Annotated in this window: 23 protein-coding genes and 4 tRNA genes; 4 read left to right on the top strand and 23 right to left on the bottom strand. The window is 56.0% G+C overall.

What is annotated here, in order from left to right; translation table 11 throughout:
• Positions 1 to 61: 61 nt before the first annotated feature.
• Entirely contained in the window at positions 62 to 649 is a 588-nt protein-coding gene (locus WC859_00205; GenBank protein MFA5974572.1) for a NifU family protein, read from the bottom strand.
• A 112-nt stretch (positions 650 to 761) separates the two neighbouring features.
• Here WC859_00205 and WC859_00200 point away from each other — a divergent pair, with 112 nt between their 5' ends.
• A complete protein-coding gene (locus WC859_00200) occupies positions 762 to 2108 on the top strand; it encodes a hypothetical protein (GenBank protein MFA5974571.1) in 1347 nt (448 codons plus the stop codon).
• Between the two features lie 7 nt (positions 2109 to 2115).
• Here the strand turns inward: WC859_00200 and recR are convergent, their stop codons facing one another.
• Both recR and dnaX read right to left on the bottom strand, forming a co-directional pair.
• Positions 2116 to 2712, bottom strand: a complete 597-nt coding sequence (recR, locus tag WC859_00195) for a recombination mediator RecR (GenBank protein ID MFA5974570.1) — start codon at positions 2710 to 2712, stop codon at positions 2116 to 2118.
• Positions 2712 to 4466, bottom strand: a complete 1755-nt coding sequence (gene dnaX, locus WC859_00190; GenBank protein ID MFA5974569.1) for a DNA polymerase III subunit gamma/tau — start codon at positions 4464 to 4466, stop codon at positions 2712 to 2714. The genes recR and dnaX overlap by 1 nt, the downstream gene beginning before the upstream one ends.
• A 163-nt stretch (positions 4467 to 4629) precedes the next feature.
• Here dnaX and WC859_00185 point away from each other — a divergent pair.
• Positions 4630 to 4702: transfer RNA gene (locus WC859_00185), tRNA-Ala, on the top strand.
• Between the two features lie 165 nt (positions 4703 to 4867).
• On the opposite strand, the gene WC859_00180 is transcribed toward WC859_00185, so the two are convergent.
• From WC859_00180 to smpB, 5 genes are all read right to left on the bottom strand, one after another.
• Positions 4868 to 5788, bottom strand: a complete 921-nt coding sequence (locus WC859_00180; GenBank protein MFA5974568.1) for a tetratricopeptide repeat protein — start codon at positions 5786 to 5788, stop codon at positions 4868 to 4870.
• Positions 5789 to 5987: 199 nt separating this feature from the next.
• Positions 5988 to 6074, bottom strand: a tRNA-Ser gene (locus WC859_00175).
• 36 nt (positions 6075 to 6110) lie between these two features.
• Positions 6111 to 8945, bottom strand: a complete 2835-nt coding sequence (locus WC859_00170) for an AsmA-like C-terminal region-containing protein (GenBank protein MFA5974567.1) — start codon at positions 8943 to 8945, stop codon at positions 6111 to 6113.
• Positions 8921 to 9007: transfer RNA gene (locus WC859_00165), tRNA-Ser, on the bottom strand. The genes WC859_00170 and WC859_00165 overlap by 25 nt, the downstream gene beginning before the upstream one ends.
• Positions 9008 to 9028: 21 nt before the next feature.
• Positions 9029 to 9508, bottom strand: a complete 480-nt coding sequence (gene smpB / locus WC859_00160) for an SsrA-binding protein SmpB (GenBank protein MFA5974566.1) — start codon at positions 9506 to 9508, stop codon at positions 9029 to 9031.
• A gap of 61 nt (positions 9509 to 9569) precedes the next feature.
• On the opposite strand from smpB, the gene WC859_00155 reads away from it, so the two are divergent.
• Together WC859_00155 and WC859_00150 are read left to right on the top strand one after the other, a co-directional pair.
• Positions 9570 to 9653: transfer RNA gene (locus WC859_00155), tRNA-Leu, on the top strand.
• A 124-nt stretch (positions 9654 to 9777) separates the two neighbouring features.
• Positions 9778 to 10200, top strand: a complete 423-nt coding sequence (locus WC859_00150; protein ID MFA5974565.1) for a MazG nucleotide pyrophosphohydrolase domain-containing protein — start codon at positions 9778 to 9780, stop codon at positions 10198 to 10200.
• Positions 10201 to 10552: 352 nt separating this feature from the next.
• Here the strand turns inward: WC859_00150 and WC859_00145 are convergent, their stop codons facing one another.
• From WC859_00145 to rplS, 15 genes are all read right to left on the bottom strand, one after another.
• Entirely contained in the window at positions 10553 to 11215 is a 663-nt protein-coding gene (locus WC859_00145) for a response regulator transcription factor (protein ID MFA5974564.1), read from the bottom strand.
• Positions 11216 to 11256: 41 nt separating this feature from the next.
• Positions 11257 to 12060, bottom strand: a complete 804-nt coding sequence (locus tag WC859_00140) for a hypothetical protein (GenBank protein ID MFA5974563.1) — start codon at positions 12058 to 12060, stop codon at positions 11257 to 11259.
• Complete coding sequence (locus WC859_00135) at positions 12060 to 13679, bottom strand: AAA family ATPase (protein ID MFA5974562.1); 1620 nt, start codon at positions 13677 to 13679, stop codon at positions 12060 to 12062. Before WC859_00135 ends, WC859_00140 begins: the two co-directional genes overlap by 1 nt.
• A 10-nt stretch (positions 13680 to 13689) precedes the next feature.
• On the bottom strand, positions 13690 to 14487 hold the full coding sequence (locus WC859_00130; GenBank protein MFA5974561.1) for a HAMP domain-containing sensor histidine kinase: 798 nt from the start codon (positions 14485 to 14487) through the stop codon (positions 13690 to 13692).
• Between the two features lie 209 nt (positions 14488 to 14696).
• Complete coding sequence (locus WC859_00125; GenBank protein MFA5974560.1) at positions 14697 to 15083, bottom strand: response regulator; 387 nt, start codon at positions 15081 to 15083, stop codon at positions 14697 to 14699.
• A 129-nt stretch (positions 15084 to 15212) separates the two neighbouring features.
• The gene (locus WC859_00120) at positions 15213 to 15899 is read right to left on the bottom strand and encodes a response regulator transcription factor (protein MFA5974559.1); all 687 of its coding nucleotides are present in this window, start codon (positions 15897 to 15899) and stop codon (positions 15213 to 15215) included.
• Positions 15900 to 15903: 4 nt separating this feature from the next.
• Positions 15904 to 16848, bottom strand: coding sequence for a response regulator (locus tag WC859_00115; GenBank protein ID MFA5974558.1), 945 nt, complete (start codon positions 16846 to 16848; stop codon positions 15904 to 15906).
• A 24-nt stretch (positions 16849 to 16872) separates the two neighbouring features.
• Positions 16873 to 17568, bottom strand: coding sequence for a response regulator transcription factor (locus WC859_00110; protein MFA5974557.1), 696 nt, complete (start codon positions 17566 to 17568; stop codon positions 16873 to 16875).
• 112 nt (positions 17569 to 17680) lie between these two features.
• A complete protein-coding gene (gene xerC, locus WC859_00105) occupies positions 17681 to 18565 on the bottom strand; it encodes a tyrosine recombinase XerC (protein ID MFA5974556.1) in 885 nt (294 codons plus the stop codon).
• 37 nt (positions 18566 to 18602) lie between these two features.
• Positions 18603 to 20900 carry a type I DNA topoisomerase gene (topA, locus tag WC859_00100; protein ID MFA5974555.1) on the bottom strand — a complete coding sequence of 766 codons (2298 nt, stop codon included), beginning with the start codon at positions 20898 to 20900 and terminating at the stop codon, positions 18603 to 18605.
• Positions 20881 to 22008 carry a DNA-processing protein DprA gene (dprA, locus tag WC859_00095; protein ID MFA5974554.1) on the bottom strand — a complete coding sequence of 376 codons (1128 nt, stop codon included), beginning with the start codon at positions 22006 to 22008 and terminating at the stop codon, positions 20881 to 20883. The genes topA and dprA overlap by 20 nt, the downstream gene beginning before the upstream one ends.
• 34 nt (positions 22009 to 22042) lie before the next feature.
• A complete protein-coding gene (locus WC859_00090) occupies positions 22043 to 23572 on the bottom strand; it encodes a YifB family Mg chelatase-like AAA ATPase (GenBank protein ID MFA5974553.1) in 1530 nt (509 codons plus the stop codon).
• A 162-nt stretch (positions 23573 to 23734) separates the two neighbouring features.
• On the bottom strand, positions 23735 to 24100 hold the full coding sequence (locus tag WC859_00085; GenBank protein ID MFA5974552.1) for a YraN family protein: 366 nt from the start codon (positions 24098 to 24100) through the stop codon (positions 23735 to 23737).
• Entirely contained in the window at positions 24097 to 24747 is a 651-nt protein-coding gene (locus WC859_00080; protein ID MFA5974551.1) for a ribonuclease HII, read from the bottom strand. The genes WC859_00085 and WC859_00080 overlap by 4 nt, the downstream gene beginning before the upstream one ends.
• A gap of 3 nt (positions 24748 to 24750) precedes the next feature.
• Positions 24751 to 25146: a 50S ribosomal protein L19 gene (gene rplS, locus WC859_00075; GenBank protein MFA5974550.1), complete on the bottom strand. Its 396-nt coding sequence runs from the start codon at positions 25144 to 25146 to the stop codon at positions 24751 to 24753.
• Positions 25147 to 25149: the final 3 nt, after the last annotated feature.

Here is a 25149-nt window from a genome sequence, read left to right as displayed (position 1 = left end):
ATCAATACATGACTAATTCTATCAAGATTTAATATTTGCCTACATTTAGATGTGTTATCGATTATTTGCAATATGGATTTTCGCCACCGGCGTGATCGGTTACATCATAAACCGCGGTTATTTCAGGGATTTGCTGGCGAAGCACCTTTTCCACCCCGTCTCGAAGCGTAGCATTGGCCATACCGCATCCCTGGCAGCCTCCGCCCATCTGAATAAGGAGTGTCGTACCTTTAACATCCAGAAGCCCTATATAGCCGCCATGAGAGGCGATGGCCGGGTTAATCTGTGTGTCCAGAATGTCCTGTACCTTCTGACGCAACTGATCTTCCGGAGACAGTTGAAGGGCCGCCTCCGGCGAAATGGCGGGTTTGCCTGACTGGATATGGGCCCGGATGGCTGCACCGATGATCGGGCCAGTGGCTTGCCAATCCACCGGCGGCGTTTTGGTCACGGTCACTTCCTGGTTCCGCACCAGAACCGCCGTAACCCCCTCGATGGCATAGAGGCGCTCGATCAATGGAGATCCGAGGGCCGCCTCCTTTGAAGAGAAACGGGCAAAACCCTTATGCACGGACCGATCGACTGTAAAACGGCAAATCGAACGATCATGCTCAAAAATATCAGCCCAAATTCGTATGGATGGAACCATATGCTCTTCCCGTCGGACATCGCCTGATATTTACATCTATAAATCGGCTGCTTTTAAATTTACAAGGAAGTTACTTGAGTTCACCGTCGGAGGGGGTTAAACCCTGTGCACGATGAAACGCTCCCAATTCCGATGTTTATATGCCGCCGCCTTCCTGGGCCTTTCTCCCTATAGCAACAGCAGCACCAATATCCCGCAGCACCTGCTGGAAACAGCAAAAACCCAGATTTCCATCAATGACAAAATCACTTACCTGAAACAACTGATTCAGGCCTTCCCTTCGGACGAACTGGCCAAAATCGCCAGAGACCATCTGGTCTCCTTACTCGCCGGCAGCAATCGGTATGAGGAGGCTTTGCTGGAATACCGTCAATATGCCCCGGCACCCGATACATCCGCTCCTATAGATTTTACCTTGTTGGAGTGCCTTCTCAAGACTGGTCGCTACAACGAAGTGCTTCAGAATACAGCCGTAGCCCTAAACCCCGTTCGCGATTTTCTGCGGGATAAACGTCTTCTGGAACTGCGTGTCCAGGCTTTGCTGGCGACCGGGCAATACGGCAACGCCCGGGAAAACGTCGAGAATTGGCTGTCTCTATACGCGGCGGACGGTATTGAAGGCAGCCGTTTTGAAGGCGACGTTCGCAGCATTCAGTATTTGCACCGCCACTTAAAAACACTCGAACGGCTCAATGGGCAAACCGGGAAAGCGCTTTTTACAGCGTCTGTTCCGGACAGCCATCAACAGTGGAGCCATCAGCGCAACATTCCGATCTATTTTGTCAAGTTGATCCCGGCTCATCCCGCGGGGCAAATGTATGAACCTGTGCTTCCCGGCCGCCATGAAATTGATTCTTTCTTCGAAGATAAAGTGTCCGAGATGAACCGCGGTTTCGACTACTTAAGCGGCGGCGAATTTTCCCTTTCCTTTGGCGGATTGCGCACCTTGTATGTCCGGGAAGGGGACATGGACCCCACCGCATCGGGCGGGCATCTCCTGACCTCCCGCGTCTATGCCCACTCGATCCCGGAACTCTATCGTCTGTCCGGTGAAGCGTTTGTCATCCTGGTCGACTACCGGGAACAATCTACCGGCGAAGCCTCTTATATGGGAGACGGGATCATCTTTTTGTCCGCCAGCAAATTCCAGCCCATGACCCTGATGCATGAAATTCTTCATGGCATGGGAGCGACCCATCAGGATTGGAACTACCTCCAGACACAGGGGTATCAATTTGATTCAGAAGACCGGGGATTGATGACCTTTGAAAAAGGCGAAATCCTGGATTTGGGGTTGGAAACAAAAAATCGTGCGACGCTGGGGTGGCCTCAAGTTTCGGTGATTCGTTTCGGAGGGGCTGACCTGGCCGCGGTACCGCGGAACACTCCCATCAACGCTGAACAACCTCCAAAGCTGACGCCGGTGACCGTTGCAGACGGCTTCATCCAGCGAATCTAACACCCGCCTAAATTTCCCGACGTCCCTCCAGAGCGCGCGTTAACGTCAGTTCATCCGTATATTCGATGTCGCCGCCCATGGGGATTCCATAACCGATCCGGGTGACACGAACACCGAAGGCATGAAGCTTTTCCGCCAGATACGTCGCGGTCGTCTCTCCCGCCAAGGTGGGGTCCGTCGAAATAATGACTTCTCGGATATGGTCCTCCTGAACACGCGTGAGAAGCTCCGAAACCTTCAGCTCCTGCGGGCCGATGCCGTCCAGAGGGGACAGCGAACCGTGCAGCACATGATAACGACCGCGGAAAACCTTTGTCCGTTCGATCGCATCGACGTCCGGCGGGTTCTCCACGACACAGATCAGCTTCGGATCGCGCGCGGCATCCGCACAAATACGACAGGGAGTCTCTTCGGTGAGCATAAAACAGATGGGGCAGTACATCACCTGGCGGCGGGCGTCTTCGATCGCCCGGATCAGGTTCTGCGCTTCATGTTCCGGAATACGGAGCATATGCAGGGCCAGCCGTTCGGCCATTTTCGGGCCCACCCCGGGCAGGAGTGCCATCCTCTGACGAAGCTGCTCGAGGGAGGGGGCCTGGGCGATCACGGATTTTCCTCGGGGGTCCGGATTCTTCCGTTAAACATATCCAGGATCTTCTTCACTTTCACGTCTTTGACAACCGCCGCCAGACGCTCTTCCTGCTCCGGCCGGACCATCACATTCGCCCCCTCTTCATCGGGAACTGAGGTTTCCTGGACAAGCCGTACGGAGACGGAACGGCCCAGAATTCCAGCCAATGTATCGGCGACCAAGCTGATCGAACGCTGGATCGAGTCCAACGCAAATTTATCCCCCAGCGCGATCACCCATTCGGATTCGGTCGCGCTTTTCAGACGGGCTCGCTCCATATGGGAGGCCACCGCCGGTTTTTTCCAAAGTTCCGTGATCAGGCGTTTCCACTGCACGGTCAGCTGTTCCCGCGCTTCGCCGGAGGGCGGAGTTTTTTCGTCATTCCCCGCAGGTCCTCCTTTGTCATCCCCGGCAGCCACTGGCCGGGGATCCAAACATTTTGATGACGGCACGATGGATTCCCCGCCTGTGGCCGCGGGGAATGACGGTAAAACAACCCCCGGGGATGACGAAGGGGAACTTGCCGAGGATGACAGAGGAGTCTCCCCGGGGGTCGACGGTTTATGAGCGAGAGGCTGCGGCTTAAAAACGGGGACGGTGCTGGGGGGCCCGCCGGGCGTTTTTTCAAGCTCCTCAATTCGTTTGAGCAAGGCCCCGGCATCCACGAAGGGCTGCGTTAAGCGCAGGCTGTAGAGTTCCAAAACCAACTGGGGGCTATCATTCCACCGCATCTCGTCGAGACATAGCCCCATGACCTTAATCATGTGCAGCACTTCCGGAAGAGATGTTTTGCGGCCGGCGATGATCAAGGCTTCTGTTTTGACACCGGCCGTAACCTGCTCGCTCAGGGTCTGGCGCAGGAATTCCCGGAAATCACGCACGAACTGGGGCAAATCCCATCCCTCTTCAGCCAACTGCCGGATCCACTGCAAAACCCCCTCGGGTTTCCGCTCCAGGAGCGCCGAGGCGAATCCCTGCAGGAATTCATCCGGCAGGAAACCCAGGAGAAGCTCCACTTGTCTAGAGGTCAATGTCCCTGTGGTATAGGCCAGGGCCTGGTCCATCAAACTCAAGGCATCACGAACCGATCCGCCGGCCGCGCGCGCCAGGCGCTGCAGCGCTTCGGGTTCGACTTCCAGTTTCTCTTGTTTAAGAATTTTCTTAAGCTGAGTCGCGATGTTTTCCGAAGAAACACGGCGGAAACGAAACAATTGACAACGGGAAAGGATGGTGGCCGGAATTTTCTGGTGCTCGGTTGTGGCCAGTACGAAAATTGCGTGTTCCGGCGGTTCTTCAAGCGTTTTCAGAAAGGCATTGAAGGCATCATGGGTGATCTGGTGCGCTTCGTCGACAATATAAATTTTGTAACGGCCGCGGGCCGGGGCGTAACGCACATTGTCGCGCAATTCCCGGATCTCCTCGATCCCGCGATTCGAGGCCGCGTCGATTTCCAGCACATCCACCATCTCCTGGCCTTGCGCAATCCGCTGGCAGGAATCGCAGGTGTTGCAGGGCGTCGGCGTCGGGCCTTTTTCACAGTTGAGCGCCTTGGCCAGGATGCGGGCGGTGGTTGTTTTTCCCACCCCGCGCGGTCCGGAAAAAAGGTACGCGTGCGCCACTTTCTTCTGGCGAAGGGCGTTCATGAGCGTCGTCGCGACATGCTCTTGTCCGACGATCTCTTCAAATAGCTGGGGGCGATACTTCCGGGCGAGAACTTGGTAACTCATTTTTACCTCTGTCATCCCCGGCAGCCACTGGCCGGGGATCCATCATCAATATTTAGATCCCCCGCCAACAACCGCGGGGGATGACGACTTGAAAAAGATTATACATGTTATAATACCGTCGATTTGGGGGTGTAGCTCAGCTGGTTTAGGCAGGCGCGTTGCTGGGGGTGTAGCTCAGCTGGGAGAGCGCATCGTTCGCAACGATGAGGTCGCCGGTTCGATCCCGGTCACCTCCAGCAACGCGCTCCCTTTATAAGAGAGCGGTCACCAGACGGCTGGCGACAGGTCGCCGGTTCCCCGCCACACGTCAGGCGGGCCCGCCCGGGGTGTGGCGGGGATCCCGGTCACCTCCAGTAATTCAAACAGAACCCACGAATGACCATCGTGGGTTTTTTGTTGTCTTAACGAATGGAACTATCGCGGCGGGAAGACGTCGTGAACCGTGCGGCGAAGGCTGGATCCAGTTTGCGAATGGTGGCTACCTCGGATTCCGCTGTTTGCCGGTTGCCCAGGCTCTGGTGGACCACCGCCACGCAGGCGTGAAGGCGGATGTCTTTCGGAAAGCGTGTCAAGCCATCCTGGCAGGCGCTCAACGCGTCCTCGTTACGGCCCCAGACATGATAGGCCAACCCCAAAAAGCGGTAACCATCAGCCTGATCAGGACGGCTTTGGATAGCGACCTGATAATCGGCCACCGCCTCCGAGAAACGATGAAGATCTTCCAAAATCGCTCCACGGCTCAACCGGGCCGTATAATGGTCAGGATTCAGCCCAAGAACTCGTTCAATTGTCGCCAATGCTTCGTCCGAATGACCAATTTTCCTATACAAATCAGCGAGATTTAAACGGGCCTCAAGGTATTCAGTATCCAGACGAACCGCTTCCTGGTAAGCGGCGATGGCTTTGGAGTTGCGTTCTAACCGACTATAGGTCACACCCAGATTGTAGTGCAGCTCCGCCTGTTTCGGGGCGATGCGAACGGCCTGCTCGCCGTACCAGAGCCCGCGCTCAAGCTGGCCTTGCCGGCCATAGAGGGCATGAATCGTGTTATAGAGGACGATATCCGCTGGCCGCCATTGGAGGAGCTTCTGCGCTGCTTCCATCTGATCGAATGACCGGCTCAGCCGGCCCGCGCATTCCAGGGTTCTGTCCCAGGCTTCAACGGATTCAGGGGACTGCGTTGTAGCCGCCTTAAGATGGTCTAACGCTTGAGACCACTGCTTCTTGGCCATCAACTCGCGCGCTTGTTCCAGGTGACCCGTCTCCCCCCAAACCGGGGCTGCCAACAGACAAGCCGCCATCAACAAGACACCTGAGATCATTCGGTGAGTCATATCTTGGTTATAACAAGGCCAAATCGCATCTAGATTACGCGGATGTTAATTCCATGTAACACGGGGAAGGGAAAAACAGGCTTGTTGGCGGAGGGAATGGGACCTGCGCTCAACGTAGTGCGCAGGCCCACGAGGAGCTTGCGCCCCTGCTCTCTTACCAGCACCGTCCGATCTATTATCTCACCACCGGAGGGAGTGGGATTCGAACCCACGAGGAGCTTGCGCCCCTACTTCCTTTCCAGGGAAGCCAATTCAACCACTCTTGCATCCCTCCGGCGGTGAGACAAACCGATGGCCGAATGATTATAAGTTAATGGAAGATATTTTTCAGTTGATTCTGGAGATCGCTGATCGGGTTGGGAGCCGGCGGAGGAGGCGCGGCATTGTCCGGCTGGGGGTTGGCATTGGAGGGCTGTTGAGGCCGACCGACGCCGAGCCCTTTGAGCAGTTCGCTTCCGAGCTGCTGGACCGCCCGGCGGCCCACGTCCTGCATCTCCAGGCGGACATGCGGATCGGAAACCGAACCGGTGACCGAGTAATCGAGCGTGGCGCGGCCGCTTTCGTCCCGCATGATTTGCCCCAGACTCCCGCCGATCAAACCCGCGACCAGTTTCATGGTGACGCGCATCGCCAGCGGTTGCGCGCCCGCCAGGCCGACGGTGCCTTTGGCTTGCAGGTACAACTGCTGTCCGAGAAGCTCAAAATTCTGAACATCCATCGTTCCGGATCGAAGCGTGTAATCCCCCCGTATGCCGCTGAACGTAAGCGATTGGAGCGACGGCAGACCAACACTTTTCAACAGGCCTTGTTTATCGATCTTTTGAAGCGTGGTCAGCGGCAGAAGGGCGATGCGCGCGCCTTTGGAGAGCGCGGCCAGCTTTTCCAGATTCTGCAGTTTTCCCGCCCCCTGTTTCAGATCCGCTGTCCCGCTCACCCGTGAAAGATCCGGCGTGACATCCGTCAGATTGCAGTGAAAATCCAAATTCTGGGCCTGATAGAATTCGTGCTTGATATTTCCAACGGCCAGGTGCGCGAGAATTTTCATGGGGCCCAGAGCAGAGGCGGATGTCGGCGGAGCCGCCGCGTAAGCAGGCGCCACAAAAGCAAATGCCGAAAACGTCATCGCGAGGCCCCCAACCTTTTCCCATGAACAGACGAGGGGGCCGTGGCGATCTGTCATCTCGGGGGCTACAACAGATTGCTTCGCTTCGCTCGCAATGACGGCACGGGGGCCTGAAGCAGTCGGGGTGTTCTTGACCGGCGGCAAGAGCTTATCGAGATCCAGCGCCGACACGGTGGCGTCCACGTTGAGGTCCGGCTGAGTGGTCAAGCGATGCCCTATCAACTTCAGCGTGAAATCCGATCCATTCAGCTGGCCGGTGAGCCGCGGCGTGGCCGCATCCTGCTGCGTAAACGTGATGGAGCCGGCGATATGCGTCAACGCGCTGCGCTCATATCGCGCGGACACATTCTGCAGCGTCAACACTCCGTTCACGGCCGGTGCGGTGGGGGATCCGGAGGCGCGCAGGTCCACCGAAGCCACGCCAGCGGCCTGATAAGGCTCCAGCGACGGAACCAGAGCGGCCAGATCCTGGATCTTCCAGGCGTTTGTTTTCAGGGACAGCACAAAACTTCCGGCACCCGCTATTCGGTAGGACCCATCGCCTTTCGCTTCCAGGGAAGCGAGCCGGGCCACCACGCTACTCATCGTCAGGGTCTGCTGATTGGCGAGATCGCCGATCAGTGACGCTTCCAGGAGAACACCGGCCGGTTTATCAAACTGGTTCATCTTCGCGATCGCCAGATCCGTTCCGCGCCATTTGGCCGCCACATGCATCAGGCTCGTGGTCCCCGAGAGGTCCATGGCCAGCCAGGTCGGCCCCTTCAGGCTCACGTCTTTCGGCAGAAGACCCGGCAGATAACGTGAGACCTCTTCAATTCGGAAAGGATTGGTTTCGAGATGGAAAGCCACCGTTGGTTGCGCGGCCGCAAGGCCTTGAACGTTCCCGAATCCCGACACCTGCAGCGTTTCCAAAGACATTTTCATATCCTTGACGGTCACTTGCTGAAAATTCACCAGATTCCCTTTTGCGGCAACGGTCAGCGCGGTCTTGGCCGGTTTTTGAAATAGCGCGCCATAACCGACGCCCGCATTGGACAGATCCGCTGTGGTTTCAAAATCCATCGCGGTCTGGTCCCCTTTAACACGGAGTTGACCGGTCAAAGGACCGACGACGCGCAACTCCGGAGGCAACGCCACAAAAGGCTTCAATGTCGAAAGGTTCAACTCTTGGATATTCAGAACCAGATCCACCGTCGGTTTAGGGGAACGCAAAGCGGTGGCCTGGCCCGCCAGCGTCAGCCGGGTCCCCGCGCTGGTGATCGAACCGTTCTTAATCTTTAGAGAGCCTTTCAACACATTGGCTTCGGCGGCCAGCTGCAAGGCCACGTCGGTCTTCTGTTTGGCTTTCACTTTCAAAGACATCTGCAGGCTGATCGGGGACACCAGGCTGACGTTACCGAGTTTCACGTTGATGGAGTCGATATCCATGCTTTGAGCCGCCCGAGAATGGTCCACGAAATGCACCACCCCGTTATCAAGGCTCGCGTTCGAAACCAGAAGCGCCAGCGACGGTTCAGGAGTGGCGGGCGCGGGCTTTTTGGCTGGAGCGGACGCGGCAGGAGCGGCGGCCGCGGAAACCGGCGCGGTGGAAGGTTTGATCAAACTGGAAAAGTTATACGTTTTACCGTCCGGATAACGGACGATCGTGATCACCGGATGGCGGAGCGCCAGCTGCCGGACGATGATTTTGCGGAAGAGCAGCGGAGGCAGCGACAGACGAATCGAAAACTGGTCGCTGGAGAGAAAAGTCCCCTTGGAAAAATCCGGATATTCGGAGACTTTCAGATCCGAAACGGAAAGACCCGACAACAGGCTGACCGACACCGTTCCCAGACGCACCTCCCGGTGAAGCTGGGTCGTGAGCTGTTTGAGGACCAGCGCCTTGGCCTTTTCCGGAGGAAGAAAGATGCGGAGTAACACACTGCCCACAACGGCGACACTAACCAAGATGACGAGCAGACCGGCGAGAATTTTAAAGAATTTCTTCATAAAAAATACGGAGAGGGTGGGATTCGAACCCACGAGGAGCTTTCACCCCTGCCGCTTTTCGAGAGCGGTACCTTCAACCACTCGGTCACCTCTCCAAAATGGTCGTCTTATTCTACTTAAAACTTCGTCTTGACCCGAAATTCCCTTTGGGCATCCCGCTCAAGGTCGCGTTTCTTAATGTCTTCGCGCCGGTCCGGACCTTTTTTCCCCTTCGCCACGGCGAGGACAAGCTTGGCGATCCCCTTCTTGTTGAAAAACAGTTCCAGAGGGACCAGGGTCAATCCCTTTTCCTGGACACGCCCCAGGAGTTTCCGGATTTCCTGCCGGTGCAGCAGCAGCTTGCGCGTGCGGGTCGGGCTTAAATCCTGATGGTGGGTGTAGGCGTAAGGGGAGACGTGCATCTGATACAGAAAAACTTCGTCCTTTTCCACCCGGGCGAAACTGTCCTGAAGATTGGCCTTCCCGGCCCGGATGGATTTGACCTCCGGACCGAGGAGAACGATGCCGGTCTCGAGGGTCTCAAGAATCTCATAATCGTAACGGGCCTTACGGTTGGAGATGGCCGGCGGCGGGGCTTTGGCCTTATCTTTTTTCATTCGGTGCCGGAATTATATAAAATCGTGTTCTTGCCAACGTCCTCTTGCGTGTTCTCATCGTGGACTGGTGGCGGAATGGCATACGCGTACGGCTCAGGACCGTATTCCGAAAGGATTGCGGGTTCAAGTCCCGCCCAGTCCACCATGAGAATAGTCGCTCACCAAGACCTATTACGAACTATCGCGAGCTTTCGGGTTGCGGGTTCAGGCGCCACACGACAGGCGCCTGCCCGACTGTTGTGTGTCGGGCAAGTCCCGCCCAGTCCACCATGAGAATAACCCCCTACCAACGATTGCTTGACATCATGGAGCGCTTGCGCGGCCCCGGCGGATGTCCCTGGGACCGGAAACAGAGCCACCAAAGCCTGCTCCGCTACCTCTTTGAAGAAGCCCACGAGTTCAAAGCGTCCGTCCGGAAACGGGATTATCCCAACATGGAAGAAGAACTCGGGGATCTTCTGCTGCAGGTCGTTTTCCATGCGCAGATCGCCAAGGAAAAAGGCCGCTTTACCATGGACGATGTCATCCGTACGCTGATCCGCAAACTGACCCTCCGCCATCCGCATGTTTTTGGTTATCAGGCGGATCACCGGCAGCACCTCAAAGGCCGCTCCCTGAAAACATCCAAGGATGTCCTGGCGAACTGGGATCTGCTCAAGCAAATTTCCAAGAAACCTTCCCGCCGGCGTTAACTCTTTTCCGTCGACGTAACACCGAATTAACAAGACCGCAATATCGTCGAAATAGGCAGGGGCTACACTCAAGTGGGGAATCAATGAGGGTGCCAAGAACCACCTGAGGATGTCCCTCCAGTCTTAAAAATTTGCCCGGAAGCAACCCCCTCCCGCTTTCGGGCATTTTTTTGCCCTGAAAATCCATGCCGTCATCCCCTGCGGCCACTGGCAGGGGATCTAACTTGTCTTCAGGCATAGATTCCCCGCCAGAACCCGCGGGGAATGACGATAGTCCTTGATAAAACAAGGGTATCCGCTCTCAGCAAGAGAACGGATACCCTTTGTATTCGAAGGAGACTGTTAAAAACTCTTACAGCATGGCGACTAAACCGCGCTCCATCGCCCGAAGAACTGCTTCGGTGCGGTTTTTGACACCCAGCTTCTTAAACAGATGATTGAGGTGATTTTTCACCGTTTTCTCGGAAACGAAGATCTCCTCGGCAATCTGCTTATTGGAATATCCATGGGCTAATGAAAACAGAACCCGCATTTCGCACCGGGTTACCGCTCCGCTGGAATCTTCCTGGGTTGACACTTGCAGCTTATGATCGGCGCCTGTTAACCGGGCCATGAGGTTGGTCGGGATGAGATAACAATCCTGGTGAACCGCCTCGACCGACTGCAGAAGGTCCTGAGCCGAGAACCGTTTGGACAGGTACCCATTGGCGCCGGCTTCAAGGGCTTCCATGACATGCAGCTCGTCGTCGTAGGTTGACAGGACCAACACCATCACCCCTGGATGTTTCTGTTTGATCTGCCGCGTACAAGCGATGCCGTCCATCCCAGGCAAGCCGATATCCAGGAGGACCACATCCGGCTTACTTTTCTCGACCATCTCCAGGGCTTCCGGCCCGGAAGAGGCCTCTCCAACAATCACGAAACGACTGGCACCATTCAGGAGGTCTTTTAAACCAGCCCGGAACAGAGCATGTTCGTCGGCCAGCAACAACCTAACTTTTCCATTCGCATCCATACACGGTCTCCTTCCCCCTCCCGTGTGCAGATTCGAGCCAACTAAAGCGTCCAGCTTCTTAAAGCAACTCCCTGTCCATCTTTCAGCACGACGCCATGAAAACCGCTGAACCGGTATCCATGCAGAACCGTCTTTGCTGTTTTTTCGATCACATCTGTCAACGCGGCTTTCTCACGCGGGGTGCGTTTAGCAATCGTTGACCAGTTGTCCACCACCACGGCGAGCGTCGCGCGCTGGGATAAATCTTCATGAGCCACAAACACGACCTGGCATTGACGGCGGGCCCGCAAAATCACCTGTTTGGCCAGAAACGTGGCCAGGGTGATGGGAGGCCTCCATGAATGCTCAGCCCCCATTTCGTCACGTTCTCTTTCCGTCGTGATGTCCATGACCAAACGGTTCATAAATTCTTCATCGCCGAAACGGGTAAACATGGAATCCCGGATATCAGGAACATAGCGCCAAAGGGTAATGGAGGCTCCGCTCAGGACATCCGCCGCTTTGACTTCGATAAATTTCAAAGGAGCGTCGGTGCTCAGTGCCACGCGGGTGGCGCACAAAAGGACTTTCTCCAGAGACTCCGCCGTCTCCGCCCGCATTTCAAAAGACTTCGGTTTCAGAAGCCCTATTTTCCAGAAAAAAACCTGAAGGGTATCCCCTTGCCGATGGACCTGCACAGACAAGTGATAATTTTTTAAGCACATCCGCTTGAGGCTCTCGGAAACCTGCGCCGACGCATAAGTGGGCTTCAGATGCCAGCCCGAAAACCAATGAAAGTGACCGGCGGTGAAAACAAACCCCGCCGCCAGGCCAGCCGCCATTAATCCTTGAACGGAGCGACGCATCAGAGGGACACCCGCTCTTTTCCATGCGCTTTAAATACCGTTTCAATATCGTCGTAATCCAGCTCATTTTTCTCCAACAGGGCCTTGGCGAAAATGTCCACTAGGGCCCACTCGCTGCGCAGAAACGCTTCCACTTCTTGCGCCGCCTGATGCAGAATGGTCTGAACCTCCTGATTGAGCCGGTCTTTCATATCGTCGGAGATCTGATTCTCCGGGATCACGGTGAAGTCGCCGACAAACCCGTTGGTTCCCATCCCGTAACTCCAGACCATCCGGTGGGCCAGAGCCATGGCGTGCTTGAAATCGCTGAACACCCCCGTGGACGTTTCCTTGTACTTAATCTTTTCCGCGGTATACCCGGCCAGAGCGGTTTTGATGTCGGCCATAATCTCATCGCGTGTTTCCGTGTAAAGCTCTTCGCGCGGATGATGATAGACCACGCCTAACGCGCCTCCGCGTGTCTTGATGGAGGCTTTAAAAACATCGTCGGTGGGATGCTGCCGGTAGAGGACCAGCAGATGACCGGACTCATGATAGGCGGTGCGCTCGCGTTCCCGGGGGGTGAGCTCCAGATGCGTTTCCAGCCCCAGATCAATCCGCTCGATCGCCTCGGCCATGTCCTTGAGCGTGACATAGTCCCGCTGGTTCCGCAGCGAAATCAAGGCCGCCTCTTTCACGACATTTTCCACTTCCGCCGGCGACTTTCCAACGGTCTTGTGGGCCAGCCGGGTCACGTCGATGGAAGCATCCGCCTTGACCTTCTGGAGGTAATAGCGAAACAGCTCCTCGCGATCCCGGAGGTTCGGTTTGGAAATATTAATCCGGCGGTCAAAACGCCCGGGGCGCAACAACGCGGGATCCAGTATGCCTTCGGCCGCATTGGTCGCGCCGATCACAATCACATTGCCGCCTTCTTCCCGCGCCAGCCCGTCCATATTGACCAGCAGCTGGTTGAGCGTGTTGTCGGACTCGGAGCTGCCGAACATGGAGAATTTGCGGCCCTGGCCGATCGCATCCAGCTCGTCGATAAACAGGATGGCGGCACCATGCAGGAAAGCCGCTGATTTGGCCTTCTTAAAAATCTTCCGGACCCGACCCGGACCGACACCGACAAATACCTCGACAAACTCACTGCCGGCAATGGAAAAAAAGGGCACGCCGGCCTCATTCGCGATGGCCTTGGCCAGATAGGTCTTACCGCATCCCGGAGGACCCACCATCAGAAGCCCCCGAATCACTTTCCCGCCGATCTTGCGCACTTTCGCGCGGTCCTTAATCAGCGCCACCACTTCCATGGCTTCCCGCTTGGCTTCGGTCAGGCCGATGACATCCTTGAAGCTCACCTGGCTGTCGGAACCCCGGATCGTGGAGCCGCTGCTCCCGCTCATCGGCATCCCCACCCGGTAAATCAGAACAACAAAGAAATAGGCTCCCAGAATCGACCAGACGATGGCTTTGAGCAGCTCGAGCGGCAGGGTTCCTAAAATTTGCTGCAGAAAAAATGAATCCAGAGAACCCAGCCCCACGATGCTGAAACAAACCAGGGCCCCGACGACGAGGGCCACGGCGAACCAAAATTTATGATCCCACCACAGAACTTTTAAACGCTTCCATAACATGGCTATTTCCTCACGTATTGGACGTCTCCTTCAGGATCGGCAGTCGGATCCAGAAGGTTGTCACGTTACTCTGACGCCCGCTTTCCATGCCCATTTTTCCGTTATGCAGCTTGACGATCGCCAGCGCCAGCGCCAGAGCAATCTGCAGCCCATCCTGCACTGTTTTCCCCGTGGGAGACGCTTCCGCCGCTTTAAATAGTTTTTCCAACTGTTCCGAGGCCACTCCGCGCCCGTCCTGAGACAGACGCAATTCCAGCATCCGGCCTGTTTGTACCGCACTTAAAATGACCCGCCCGCCCTTGGGCGCATATTTGAGCAACCCTCTCAGGATATTCACAATGACCTGCACCATACGCGTGACGTCCGCCTCAACCACGGGGAGCGGGAGATCCAGACGATTTTCCAACGGGATTTCCTTCAGTTCAGAGGCCAGCTGCAGACGGGGAAGCGCCTTCTGAATGAGCTCATGAAACGGAACCGGTTGTGTATCGAGATTGAGCTGGCCGGCGTCCAGAAGAGACATATCCAGAACATCCCCGATCAGACCGTTCAAATGGTCAGCTTCCTGAACGGTGATGTCGAGCATCTTCTTCTGCGCATCGGTAATGGGCCCTTTGATGCCGGATCTCAATAGTTCGGAATAACCCCGGATACAGGACAAGGGCGTGCGAAGATCGTGGGAAATGATTTTCAGCATCCGGGCCTTGAGAAACTCAAAGCGGCCCATGGCTTCCTGGGCTTTCTTAAGATCCCGCCGCAAACACTTGTTTTCTTGGAGAAGTTTCTTCTGGTTTTGTTTATCGCCCATGGGTCTTTCTACCTAATTTTAGAGTATCCAAGATGCTCTGTTCTTACAAGCTTTTGTTTGGCCTATCGACCTATATAACTAGTCAATTGTATCCTCTTATTATTACAGAAAGGTTACGAAAACACTTCGATATCAATAACTATTCTATTTTTTGCGCAATAAAAAACCCTGGTTTCCCAGGGTTTTTATTGATTTTGGAATCTTTTTGATTAGGCGACTTTGCCCTTGACCCGTGAGATGGAATTCAAGCGCGCTAACAGGATATCCAGATCAAAAGGTTTCAAGATGTAGTCGTCCGCCCCACGCTCAAGCCCCCGCACCCGGTCCCGAACTTCTTTATAGGCCCCCGTCAAAATGACAATCGGAATGTGAGACAATCGGGGATCCCCTTTCATTCGATGGCACAGTTCCATGCCACCGATGCCGGGCAGGTTGAGATCAAGCAGAATAACATCCGGCTTGAGAGCCAGCGCTTCCTGATAGCCTTCTTCCCCGTTATCCACCCAGTAGCAACTCCATCCCTCACTGGTCAGGAACTCCTGAACGAGTTTCCCGAGGGCGATGTCGTCGTCAATCATTAATAGGCGTCTATCCATGGTCTCTCCTTAAAATCGGACTTCTACTCTTCCGTCACACTGAGTGTAACCGGGATCTGTCACAGGTGTGTTATGGTCTTGTAAAAGATTTGTAAATCCAGACAGGTTGATTTGTAGATGCGTTTTAGATTACTCGTCGGAGAAACGATAACCGAAGCGTTCAACGGTCTGGATGCGTTCGCGGCCTTCATCCCCGAGCTTCTGGCGAAGACGGGCGATGTGCATGTCGATCGTTCGGGTGAGGACTTCTTCCTCGTATCCCCAAACGTATTCGAGGAGGAATTGCCGCGAGAGAACACGGCCTGATTTTTTCATCAATACTTCCAAGAGGCCAAACTCCTTACCGGTCAATTTCACGGGCTGTCCATCCACTTCCACACGATGCTTGGAGAAGTCCAGCATGACTTTCCCGACCTGCAGCACTTCGCTTTCGCCGCTCTTCTTGTGATACCGGCGCAGCACGGCATTCATGCGGGCCACCAGCTCCTGCGGCTCAATAGGTTTAATCAGGTAGTCATCCGCTCCGGCGGCAAAACCATTCAGAATATCGGCACGCTCTTTGGCCTGCGTCACCATCAGGACCGGAATCGCGCGACCGCGCTCATCTTCCCTGAGAATCCGGCAGACTTCCTTGCCGCCGATCCCGGGCAGCGTCAAATCCAGCAGCAGCATGTCCGGTTTCCAGGTCCACACCATCTCGAGCGCTTTTTCGCCGCTGTCAGCCAGGGACGTCTGGTATCCTCCCTGATGGCAGGCATTCGTCAGATGCGTCGCATCCTCTTTGCCGTCTTCAACGATCAGAATCTTGTATTTCATCGAGTTATTCGCGCCGGCGGTCGACGGCGTATTGGGATCCTTTTCCCTTGTTCTCCTTCGCAAAGTGCTTCATTTCCGCCCCGATAGTACTGATCTCTCCGAGTGAGCTCAGGCTCCGGTACTGGTTGGTCACCACGCCGATCGCAACAGAAAGCAGCGCGAAGCGGGTCTCCTGCCCCCGGCGGTCTTTGGTCATGATATAACCGCGAGTCCGGTCTTTCGGATTGTAAAACTGGGGCACTTTTTCGTCGAAGACTTCGATAATTTTCCGACAAATATTTTCAAATCGGTCGGGTCTTGTGATCACAATGAAATCGTCTCCGCCGATATGACCGACAAAGGCGTTCTCTGTTTCCGCCACCTCCCGGATCACCTGAGCGGTTTCCTGGATGACCTCATCCCCTTTCACAAAACCATACACATCGTTAAAGGCTTTGAAGTCATTCAAATCGAGATAGAGGACGGCAAAGGGGGTTTTCTCGCGGATGTGCGTCATAATTTCGTTTTCAATGGCGATGTTCCCCGGAAGCCGGGTGAGGGGGTTGGCTTCCAGATCAATCCGGCTGCGCCGCAGTAGCATCTGGACACGGGCCAACAGTTCGTCCATTTCAAACGGTTTGGTCAGGTAGTCATCCGCGCCGTATTGGAGGCCGCGGACTTTGGAGCGCGTCGTATTTTGTGCGGTCAGCAGGAGAATCGGGATATGGCGCAAACAAACATCGGATTTGACAAGCCGGCAGACTTCCAAACCATCGATCTTCGGCATCTGGATATCCATCAGCACCAGATCCGGAGCCGCGCGCCGGATTTCTTCGATCGCTTCTTCCCCGTTGAAGGCGGTCCGGACGTCATACGAAGCCAAGCCGAGCGCTTCCTGCAGCATGCGAAGAATATCCTTTTCATCGTCGACGACAAGGATACTCGCGCGGAGTTTTGATTCGTTGTCCATCAGGTTACCGTTCGAGCCGCCAACTTATCGACGATTGTCCTCTTTAAATTTGTAACCTACGCCCCGGAAGGTCTGGATCAGCTGCGCACATTTGTTCCCCAGCTTTTTTCGGAGCCGCCGGATATGCACATCCACCGTGCGGGTCGACACGTCCACCGCATACCCCCAGATGCGCTCCAGAAGAAACTCGCGGTTCAGAATCCGCCCGGCGTTTTTCATCAGGACGTAAAGCAGGTCAAATTCTTTGGCCGTCAACGTCAGAGGACGCTTCTCGACATCCACGGAGTACGTCGTCAAATTGATGGTGATGCCTTCCTTCTGAATAATTTCCTCAGGTGTCCCGCCGCTGACGCGCCGACGCAGCACCGCTTTGATACGGGCGATCAGTTCTTCAATCTCAAAAGGCTTGGTGACGTAATCGTCCGCGCCGCCCTCCAGTGCCGACACTTTGCGGTTGAGTTCCGCATAAGCCGTCACCATGATAATGGGGATATGCGCGCAATCCTTGTTTTGCTTGATGAGCCGACACACCTCCAGCCCATTGAGATCAGGCAAGCTCCAGTCCAAAAGCACCAGATCCGGTTTGCGTTTGACCACCAACTCCAGACCCTGATGGCCAGTCTCGGCGATTTCGGTGGTAAAGATGCTCTCAGGAAGAGCTTCTTTGAGCATTTTTCGAAGCGCGGGATCGTCTTCAATTAAAACAATGCGATTCTTCATGGGTTGCCTTTCGACCTCCTTTGGCTGGGCTAAGTCTAACGGGGACCCTTTGAATTGTCAATGCTTTTTAGTATTTCTTTACGAATGTTAACTAATACGGAAAACGCCCCTTTTACGCCCTCGGATGGGTCTGTTCATACACCTTCTTCAAATGGTCGGGAGTGACGTGCGTGTAGGTCTGCGTGGTGGTTAAACTCCGGTGCCCGAGAAGTTCCTGGACTGTCCGCAAGTCGCAACCGCGTGTCAACATGTGCGTGGCAAAGGAATGCCGGAAAGCATGCGGGGAGATGCTCTGATGAAGGGCGGTTTCGATCACCCATTTGGTGACCATGTTTCGGACGCCCCGGTCCGAAAGCCGTCCTCCGTGACGATTCAAAAAAAGAGGCGCGGCCCGGCGGATTGCCGCGGCCCGGCTTTCGATATAGGCGTGCAGCATGCGTTGAGCCGTCGCCCCGACCGGTATCAAACGTTCGCGGCTCCCCTTTCCAAAAACCCGCACCATCCCCCCCAACAAGTCAACATCTTCGACGTTCAATTGACACGCTTCCTGGATTCGGAGCCCGCTGGAATACAACAACTCCAGCAAGGCGGTGTCCCGGAGAGAAAATGGATGTTTGGCCCGCATCGGCATTTCCAGAAGCTTCCGCATGTCTTCTTCCGTCAGAAAACGAGGCAGGCGTTTCTCCCGTTTCGGCAGGGGTAAAGCGACAAAAGGCGTCTGCGCCAGGACTTCTTCCCTGACAAGGTATTTATAGAAAGCGCGCAAAACCGCCATGGCTCGCAGGACCGTGGCGCGCTGCTGGTGCCGGCCGTAAAGTTCGGAGAGGTAATCACGAATGACCAACCGCTGATTGCGCTCAAGCGACAACCCGGGGTACTTGGTTTGGAGGAAGGCCAGATACTCGCTTAAATCATGCTGATACGCGCGAAGCGTGTGGGGGGAAGCGTTTCGTTCGGCCCGCAAGTACAGCAGATACTGTTGGATCCATTTTTTCATCAGGGCTCTTCACTACTATACCTCGAAGCCCTGAAAATTAGGCGTCTTTTTTCAGATTACGGCAGCGCGGGAATCCGGAACAGGTCAGGAAGGGCCCCCGCTTTCCGATGCGGCGCAGCATGGGCTTGCCGCACTTCTCGCATTTCTTGTCTGTCATCTCAGGGGGCGGCTTGATGACGATGTTGCCTTCCTTATCAATGGAATAGGTCGTCTTACAGTCGGGGTAGCCGGAACACGCCAGGAAGGGTCCGCGGCGGCCGAAGCGTTTCACGAGCGGTTTCTGGCATTTCTCGCATTTTTTATCCGTCACTTCCGGCATGATTTTTTTGCCCTGGGAATCCAGCGAGATTTTATTCTTGCAGACCGGGTAGGTTTTGCAAGACATGTAACGTCCGAAACGGCTTTCGCGAATAAGCATGGGGGCTCCGCACTTCTCGCATAACTCCCCGGACTCCTTCGGCTCATAGGGCTTGGTCGTGATGGCGGTCTGGGCCACCTGAAGATCGTTCATGAACGGGTCGTAAAAATCTTTGATGACCTCGGGCCAGCGGACATCACCCTGGGCAATTTCATCCAGGCGCTCTTCCACCCGGGCGGTAAAGTTCAGGTCAACGATCTCCTTGAAATGGGCCTTGAGAAGCTCGGTCACGTACCGGCCGAGATCCGCCGGATAAAGCCGGCGGTTTTCTTCCCGCGCATACCCCCGTCCGATGATTGTCTGCAGAATCGGGGCATACGTCGAAGGCCGGCCGATGCCGTGACGTTCCAGCATTTTGATAAGGCTGGCTTCGTTGAAGCGGGGAGGCGGCTCCGTCTTATGATCTTCCGAAATGATTTTAACGAGTTGGAGAAGGTCTTTTTCCGCCAGAAGAGGGAGCTTCTGCCCTTCCATTTTTTCAGCCGTCTCTTTATCTTCCACCTCGGTATACACTTTCAGATAACCAGGCGCTTTAATTGTCCGGCCGCTCGCGTGGAACAAAAAGGAGGTCGTCTCCTCCGCCACCCGGGCGGTGATATCCACTCCGACGGTATCAAAAACAGCGTCTTCCATCTGACTGGCCATGAATCGCCGCCAGATTAAGTCGTACAACCGTCCCTGTTCAGGCGATAAGAATTCTTTGAGGGACTCCGGTGTCCGAGTGACTGAGGTCGGACGAATTGCCTCATGCGCTTCCTGGGCAGCCTTGGATTTGGTCTTGTAAACGCGCGGAGCCTCCGGCAGGAATCCCTCGCCGTAACGGGATTGGATGAATTGACGCGCTTCCTCTTGGGCGCTGGCCGCGACATTCAACGAATCGGTACGCATGTAGGTGATTAAACCCACCATACCGGAAGACCCCAGATCGACACCTTCGTAGAGCTGTTGGGCCACAACCATCGTTTTCACCGCGGAAAATCCCAGACGCCGGGACGCATCCTGCTGCAGCGTGGCGGTCATAAACGGCGGCGCCGGAGAACGCCGCGTTTCTTTCCGCACGACTTCGCTGACGTGATACTGGGCCTTCTTGAGGCGCTCCAAAAGACCGTCAACCGCCGGCTGTTCGGTCAAGGATGTGGTCGTCACGTGATAATCATCGGCAAAAAGCTTCAGAACGGTGGTTTGCTCGATTTTCTTTCCGTTGATCTCCACCAGAGCGGCTTCAAAGGGCGTTTCCCCTTCTTTTTGCAGCTCGGCCATGATCGTCCAGTAACCCTGCGATCTAAACGCCTCAATCTCGATTTCCCGTTCAACCAGCAGACGCAAGGCCACCGATTGCACCCGTCCAGCGGACAGGCCTTTGCGAACCTTGGCCCAGAGCAGAGGAGAGAGCTTATAACCGACCAGGCGATCCAGGATGCGCCGCGCCTGCTGGGCGTGGACGAGCTTCAAATCAATCTGACGGGGATGTTCCAGCGACTCTTTGATCGCCTCAGGCGTAATCTCATGAAACGTGATGCGGGCCATCCGCTCCGGCGGCACTTTCAGCGCTTCCGCCACATGCCAGGCGATCGCTTCGCCTTCCCGGTCAAAGTCCGTCGCCAGATAAACGCGCTCAACCTTCCGAATAGCTTCCCTTAAAGAAGGCAGAACTTTCTTGGCCTTCGGAAGGATCACATACTGCGGTTCAAAATTATTGGCCTCATCGACACCCAGCGTCCGGGAGGGCAGATCGCGGATATGACCCAGGGTCGCCACAATCGTAAAGTTGTCTCCCAGAAATTTAGCGATGGTCTTTTGTTTGGTAGGTGACTCCACAATAACCAGAGAGCGCCCGCTACTGCCGAGCTGGCTCAAGGGGGCCTCTTTTTGTTTTTTGCCGACCGGCTTCGTTTTTTTAGTCGTTTTTGATGGCATAGTGTTGTCCCGGATAATGACAAATACAGCCTTTCAGTTCCAAAGATAGCAGGGCGCTTGCCAACTGGTCAACCGGACAGGCGAGTCTCCCGACCAGATCCTCGACGGAAATGGGCTGATTTGACAGTTGATTCATCACGTCTCGTTCCAATCCAGCAAATTGATGCGGTTCCTTTTTCGGCGGACACGGCATCGCTGGGGGAACCGCTGCCTGTTGAGGAGCCCTCCCGGGGTATTCGTCCAAAATATCCTCAATGGTTTCCACGAGCTTGGCGCCTTGCTGAATCAGCCGGTGACACCCGGCCGAAAACCCCTGACGCACAGGCCCCGGAACAGCAAATACATCCCGGCCCTGCTCGGCCGCATAGCGGGCGGTGATCAGAGCCCCGGAACGCCTGGGCGCCTCCAGGACAACCACCCCTCGTGAAAGCCCCGAAATAATCCGGTTGCGCCGGGGAAAATTCGAAGCCTGCGGCGGCATACTCCATGGGAATTCCGTAATCAAAGTTCCTTTGGCCTTCATCCTTTTATAAAGAGCCGCGTTCTCCCGCGGAAAAACATATTCAAATCCATGTCCCAAAACAGCCGCTGTTTTTCCTTGCGCATCCAGTGCCGTCCGGTGAACAACCGTGTCGATTCCGGCGGCCAATCCACTGACGAGAAGCACACCCCGTTCCGCCAACTGAGCGGTGAATCGTTCGGTAATCGCTTCCCCTTCGGAAGTGGATTGGCGGGTCCCCACCATCCCCAGCGCCAAACCCTCCGGCAAGGGCCATGCGCCCTGCACATAAATCACCGGAGGCCGGCCGATCAACTCGCGTAAGGAAGCCGGGTAATCCGGATCCAGCTCCGTAACGATCCGACAATCCCCTTGATCCGCCCGGCGCTGCTCCGCTTCCGCCTGTCGCAAGAGGCGAGGATCCCGAAACGCTTCCTGCCAGTGAACCGCCAGCGCTTCATCAACTTCGGCAGCCATCAGACCTTGAGCCGGCATCGCCAGGATGGCTTCCGCAGAACCCGCCGCATGCAACAACCGATGGAAGCGCAACGGACCTAAGAAAGGGACTTGATTGAGAAAGATCCAGAAAAATCGCTCAACGGTCATCATTCTTAATCCATCTATAGTTTTTTGTCAACCTTTATTAAGGAAGACAGGCGATCGGACGGTCCAATCCGCGGTACTGGATGGCCTCGGCAATATGGGACGCTTGGATCGTTTCGCTTCCCGCCATATCGGCGATGGTGCGCGCCACCCGCCGAATGCGATCGAACGCGCGCGCGGAAAGCCCAAGCCGTTCCACCGACGCTTTCAGCAAATCCTGGCTCGCCGAGTCCAGACGGCAATAGCGGCGAAGATCCGCGCCGCACAACCGCGCATTGGGGACGAGGCTTCGAGGAGAAAAACGTTCCCGCTGCCTCTGGCGCGCGCCTTCCACGCGGGCCCGGACCCGCTCGGACGGCTCGGCCTGACCTTTTTCATCGAAGAGCTCATCCACTTTGAGCATCGGTAAATCCACGTGCAGATCAATCCGATCCAGAAGCGGGGCGGAGATGCGGCCCAGATATTTTCGAATGCGGGTTTCCGTACAGACGCACTCTTTGACCGGGTGGCCCCGGTTGCCGCAAGGGCAGGGATTCATCGCCGCAATCAGCAAGAAATCCGCCGGGAACGTGGCGCGTCCCCGGCAACGTTGGATATGAACCCGGCCTTCTTCGAGCGGCTGCCGCAACGCTTCCAGCGCATCCCGGTGGAACTCCGCCAGCTCGTCCAGGAACAGCACGCCGCGGTGCGCCAGGGAAATTTCACCGGGCATCGGCGTTTCGCCGCCTCCGACAAGCGCGGCCGATGACGCGGAATGATGCGGCCGGCGAAAAGGACGCGCCGACATTAATCCTTCCGGACCGAAGCTCACCAGGGAATGGATCTGGGTCGCTTCCAGAGCCTCTTCCGATGACCACTCATGCATAATCGAAGGCAGCGCGTGGGCCAGCATGGATTTCCCGGTGCCCGGGCATCCGACGAAAAGGATGTTGTGAAATCCGGAGGCGGCAACCTCAAGGGCACGCTTGGCAAAAGCATGTCCTTTGATATCCTTCATATCGATGCGGACCGCGGCCGGAGGCGCCTTGAAAGTGGAAGGCACAATGGGTTTCTTCATTCTTTCCCCATTCAACCAGGCGATGACTTCTTTTAAATTCTGGAAAGGCAGGATCTCGACATCCGACAAAAAGGAAACCGCCCGGCTGTTGGCTTCCGGGATCACGAACCGACGATACCCTTTCTCCGCCAGCGAACGCACCATTGGCAGCGCGCCGCGGACCGGCCTCAACGTTCCATCCAGCGCCAGCTCCCCCAGCCAGATACAGCACGGCCACTGCGGCGGGAGGATCGACTCCCCGGCCAGAAGAATGCCAAGCGCGATCGCTAAATCAAAAGCAGCCCCCTCTTTTCGGAGTTCCGCCGGAGCCAGGTTGACGGTGACCCGCCGGGAGGGAATATCAAAACCAGTATTGCGGATGGCCGCGATGACGCGGTCCCGGGCCTCGCGGACCGACGCATCCGGCAGCCCGACGATGGTAAACGACGGCAGGCCTTTGGCGAGATTGACTTCGACTTGAATGCGGGCCGCTTCCAGCCCCATCAAACAAGCGCTATCCACTTTGGCAATCATGGTCTACCTCTTTAGAGGCAAAACCGTCCAAAATATTCACACACATGCACATCGTCATCCCCCGCGGTTGTTGGCGGGGGATCCAAAGATTCGTCTGGAAAAAGCAGATGGCCAATAGATTCCCCGCCAGTGACTGCGGGGAATGACGGTCGGGAAAAAGGTTTAGAGAGTGTAGTAGTTGGGGGCTTCGAAGGCGGAGGGGATCCATTCGACGCGACCGGCTTCGATGAGGACCACATCAAAACGCAGGGCGCAACCTTCCAGGCGGTGCTTCTTTATATAGGAAAGCGCCGCGTTCAGGAAGCGCTTCTGTTTGGCGGGGGTAATAGCCTCCGCCGCCGAGGGATGGGAAGCCAGGGTGCGCGTTTTAACTTCCACAAAGACCAGCAGGTCCTGGTCGCGGCAAATGAGATCGATTTCTCCCCAACGTGTTTGGAAGTGTCGACTGATGACCCGCAATCCGTTCTTTTCGAGATAGCGGGCCGCTTCCGACTCCCCCTGCGCGCCGAGGGATGACTCCGGGTTCATCGGGAAACCCCCGCCAGACTCCGGCGAACCGGAGCGAACGTCCGCCGATGGATGGGGCAGGGTCCCAAAGCCCTGAGAGAATCCAAATGGGCCGGCGTTCCATACCCTTTGTGCTGTTTAAATCCATACCCCGGATAGTGGCGGTCCAGGGCTTTCATCAGGCGATCGCGCGTCACTTTAGCGATGATGGACGCGGCCGCGATGCAGGCGCTTTTGGCATCCCCCCCGATGACGCCGGTTTGAGACTCCGGACCCCGCGGGATCCGGTAGCCATCGACAAGGACATGGCGGGGCCGAACGGTCAGGCGATCGAGCGCTTGACGCATGGCCGCAAAACTGGCGTGGTAGATGTTCAGCCGGTCGATCTCGTCATGCTCCACAATGCCGACACCGATCGCTTGAGCGGATTGATGAATCTGCTGGTATAACGTCAGACGCTTTTCAGCGGTGAGTTGCTTGCTGTCGTTGAGATAGGGAATCCGGCTGTTCGGAGGGAGAATCACCGCGGCGGCCACCACAGGCCCGGCCAGAGGACCCCGGCCGGCTTCATCCACACCAGCGATGAGACCGTAGCGCTGCAGGTAGGGTCGATCGAATTTAAAGAGAAGCCACGAAACGGAACGCCGCGATCGCCGGCGTTTGCCCATCCGTTATTTCGGAGCGGGCGCCGTCTCGCCCGGAGCCGCAGCGACATCCTGGCGTTCGGCTTTTTCGTCCAATCGGGCCGCACGGCCGGATCGCTCGCGCAGGAAGTACAGTTTGGCTCGACGGACATGTCCCGAGCGCATCACTTCGATCTTTTCAATACGCGGGGAATGCAGCGGCAGCGTCCGTTCCACTCCGATGCCGAAGGAAATCTTGCGCACGGTAAACATGCTGGAAAGGCCATGCCCGCGCCGGCGGATCACCGTTCCCTCAAAAGCCTGAAGACGTTCCGACTCCCCCTCGATAATCCGCAGGAGCACGCGAACCTGGTCGCCCACACGGAAGGGCGTGATGGATTTATTGATCTGTTCGGCTTCAATCATATCGGTCGTGATTTTCATAAA

It is taken from the genome of Elusimicrobiota bacterium (genome assembly GCA_041660185.1).
GTDB lineage: Bacteria > Elusimicrobiota > Elusimicrobia > 2-01-FULL-59-12 > 2-01-FULL-59-12 > JBAZWU01.
The sequence above is the reverse complement of the archived record's forward strand: the minus strand, read 5'-3'. Positions and strand labels throughout refer to the sequence as shown.